We start from the raw sequence: 3,861 nt of genomic DNA, 5'->3' as shown, positions 1-3,861 counted from the left end.
GGGCCGCGATCGGTCGCGGCCCGCGCCGCCTCTCCCTCTTCTCCGAAGCAGTCCCCCGAGCACAAGGAGTGCGCAATGCGAGCACGACGACTATGGGGAGCGGTGGCCGCGGCCTCCGTCGCCCTCACCACGGCGCTGGTGGCGACACCGGCCGGCGCCGCGACCGACGACGGCCTGGTCGGCCGCTGGAAGCTCGACGAGACGAGCGGCACCGTGGCCGCGGACTCCTCGGGCCACGGCCGCCACGCGGCGGTGACCGGCGCGGCGTCCTGGAACGCGGGTGACGGCTTCACGTTCAGCGGCGGCGCCAGCAGCTCCGGCAACGCGATCGCGCTGCCGGACGGCCTGCTCAGCGGCCTCGACTCGGTGACCGTCGACTTCGACGTGCACATCACGCCCGGCATGACCGCGAACTACTTCCTGTTCACCCTGGGCAACCCCGCCTCGCTCTCGTCGGGGACCGGGTACGTCTTCGTGACCGGCAGCGACGGAGACGCGCGCCTGCGCGGGGCCATCACCACCGCCACGTACACCACCGAGCAGAGCACCACCCGGTCGGCCGCGCTGGCCACCGGCTCGTGGCGGCACCTGACCTACACGATCGTCGGCGGCACGCCCGCGGCGCCCGGCTACGCGGTCCTCTACGAGGACGGCGTCGAGGTCGCGCGCAACAGCGCGATCACCGTCAAGCCCAGCCAGGTCGCGAACGGCGGCTCCGCGAACTTCATCGGGCGGTCCGCGTGGGCGGGCGACAAGTCGTTCCAGGGCAAGGTCCGCGACTTCCGCGTGTACGACCGTGCGCTGACGTCGACCGAGCTCACCGAGCTCGCGTCCGACGTGACCGGACCCGCGCTCGCGGCGGACGCCGCGGCGCTGACGCTCGGCGACACCTCGGCGGTGCGTTCCTCCCTCACGCTGCCGACGCTCGGCAGCGCCGGCTCCGCGATCACGTGGGCGTCGTCGAACCCGGCGGTCGTCTCGACGACGGGCGTGGTCACGCGTCCCGCGGCCGGTGCGGGCGACGCGACCGTCACGCTCACCGCGACCCTGACGCGGGGCAGCGGGCAGGAGACCAAGCAGTTCACCGTGACCGTCCTCGAGCGGCCCACGGCACCCGGCCTGATCGCCGAGGACCTTGCGGCGATCGAGGTCGTGAACGTCGACGACGTGCGCGGCAACCTGACCCTGCCGACGGCGGGCGCGAACGGCACGACGTTCACGTGGGCGTCGTCCGACCCGACCGTCGTCGACGGGACCGGTCGCGTGCACCGACCCGCGCACGGCCAGCCGACCGCCACGGTGACGCTCACCGCGACGGGCGCGCTCGACGGCTCCACCGCGACGCGGACGATCACGGCGACCGTCCCGGCCCTGCCGCAGGCCGTCGCGACCGACGCGTACCTGTTCGCCTACTTCGAGGGCGAGAGCACGGACGACGGCGAGTCGATCTACCTCGGCGCGAGCCAGGGCGACGACCCGACCAAGTGGGACGACCTCAACGACGCTGAGCCGGTCCTGACCTCGGAGTACGGCGAGCGCGGCCTGCGTGACCCGTTCATCATCCGCTCGCCCGAGGGCGACAAGTTCTACATGATCGCCACCGACCTCAAGATCTACCCGGGCGGCAGCTTCAGCCGCGCGCAGCAGTCGGGCTCGACGTACATCGAGGTGTGGGAGTCGACCGACCTGGTGACCTGGTCCGACCAGCGCCACGTGAAGGTCTCGACCGACTTCGCGGGCAACACCTGGGCGCCCGAGGCGTACTACGACGAGGACCTCGGCGCGTACGTCGTGTACTGGGCGTCCAACCTCTACCCGACGACCACGGTCGCGGGCCGCAGCTACACCTCGACGTACAACCGCATGATGTACGCGACCACGCGCGACTTCGTGACGTTCAGCGAGGCGCAGCCGTGGATGGACGTCAAGCGCGGCACGGGCCTCGGCATGATCGACGCGACGATCGTCAAGGACGGCTCGACGTACTACCGGTTCGTCAAGGACGAGGCCTCCATGACGGTCCGCCAGGAGAAGTCGACCGACCTGCTCGCGACGGTCACGGGCGCCCTGCCGACGACGACCTCGTCGCCCGGCTGGCAGCTCGTCAAGGAGCGCATCGGCGTCGGCCAGCCCAACCCGTGGGGTGGCACGTTCACGAGTGGTGAGGGCCCGACGGCGTTCAAGGCCAACGGCGACAACGACTCCTGGTACCTGTTCATCGACCAGCCGAGCTACCACGGCGGCCGCGGCTACATGGCGTTCACGACGACCGACATCGCCGCGGGCACGTGGACCGCGCTGCCCACCGCGCAGCTGCCCTCGAGCCCGCGGCACGGCACGGTCCTGCCGATCACGCAGGCCGAGCTCGACACGGTCCGCGCGGCGTACCAGCCCGACCTCCTGGTCGAGTCGGTCGACGAGCAGGTCGTGACGACGGACCCGGGCGTCGCCCCGGTGCTCCCGGCGAAGGCCACGGCCCACTACGCCGACGGCTCGTCGCGTCAGGTCGCGGTCACGTGGGACGCGATCGACCCGGCGTCGTACGCGGTGCCCGGCGAGTTCACGGTCGCGGGCCGGCTCGCGGGCGGCGTGGCGGTGCGCGCCTCGCTCACGGTCCGGGTCACCGACGAGGGCGACCCGGTCGTGACGCTCACGCCCGGCCTCGCCGCGGACGGCTCGGCCGGCTGGTGGCGTTCGCCGTCGGTCCCGGTGACCGCCTCGGCGACGGACGTGGCCGGGATCCGGTCGGTCGAGGTGAAGGTCGACGACGACCCCTGGGTCAGCTCGGCGAGCAGCTCGATCACGACGACGGTCACGGGTGAGGGCCGGCACGTGGTGCAGGCCCGCGCGACGGACGGCTCGGGCCGCACGTCGGCGGTTCCCGCGTCGCTCGAGGTCGGCATCGACACCGTCGCCCCGGTCTCGCGCGCGACGTTCACCGCCGCGACCCGCACGGTCGCCATGAGCACGGCGGACGACACCTCGGGTGTCGCGCGCACCGAGTACCGCGTGGGCTCGGGGTCGTGGAAGGAGTGGACGGGCTCCCTCGCGATCGGCGCGTACGCGACGACCGTGCAGTACCGCTCGGTCGACGTCGCGGGCAACACCGAGGTCGTGAACTCCCTCGCGGTGCCCGCGCCCGGCAAGGTCGCGGCAGCGACGCGCACGTACGCCGACGCGGCCTCGGCCAAGCTCGGCACCACGATGCGGGTCAACGTCGAGGTGACGGCCACGGCGGCGACGCCGACCGGCACCGTGCGCATCCTCAAGGGCGGCGCCAAGGTCGGCTCGGGGACCCTGTCGCGAGGCAAGGCGACGGTCGCCGTGCAGAACCTCGGCGTCGGCACGCACCGGCTCACCGTGGTGTACGACGGGACGAGCGCGTACGCGGCGTCCCAGACCACGCTCACCGTGAAGGTCACGCGGGCGTCGTCGACGACGAAGGCGACGGTCACGTCGGTCACCTCGAAGACCGCCGCGAAGGTGACGGTCAAGGTGACCTCGGCGGTGAAGGCCACCGGCAAGGTCACGGTCACCGTGACCTCCGGCGGCAAGCCGGTGGCGACCCGCACGGGCACGCTGCGCAACGGCGCGGTCGTCGTGACGCTGCCGAAGCTGGCCAAGGGCACGTACTCGGTCAAGGCCCGCTACGCGGGCTCGAGCACGGTCCTGCCGTCGACCGGGGCGACCCGGCTCGTCGTGAAGGCCGCGACGGCGAGGTCGGCGGCCTGGGTCTAGGACCCGGTCCGCAGCCGTCAGCCGGCTGTCGTCGCGCACGGGCCGCGCCCGGTCAGGTGGAACCCACCGGCCGGGCGCGGCCCGTCGCGTGAGCGGGCCGAACCGGGCGCCCGCCGGCGGGGG

General features: G+C 73.0%; 1 protein-coding gene. It reads left to right on the top strand.

Translation table 11 applies throughout. The annotated features are described in order from the left end of the window. The first annotated feature begins 75 nt into the window (after positions 1–75). Complete coding sequence (locus CGE01nite_RS16610; RefSeq protein ID WP_141371765.1) at positions 76–3,738, top strand: immunoglobulin-like domain-containing protein; 3,663 nt, start codon at positions 76–78, stop codon at positions 3,736–3,738. Positions 3,739–3,861 lie beyond the last annotated feature (123 nt).

It is taken from the genome of Cellulomonas gelida (assembly GCF_006538725.1).
GTDB classification, from domain to species: Bacteria; Actinomycetota; Actinomycetes; order Actinomycetales; family Cellulomonadaceae; genus Cellulomonas; species Cellulomonas gelida.
The sequence above is the reverse complement of the archived record's forward strand: the minus strand, read 5'-3'. Positions and strand labels throughout refer to the sequence as shown.

Bases quoted from the DNA above. Each gene is read 5' to 3' on its own strand.
- CGE01nite_RS16610 (WP_141371765.1), top strand. From the start codon at position 76: ATGCGAGCACGACGACTATGGGGAGCGGTGGCCGCGGCCTCCGTCGCC.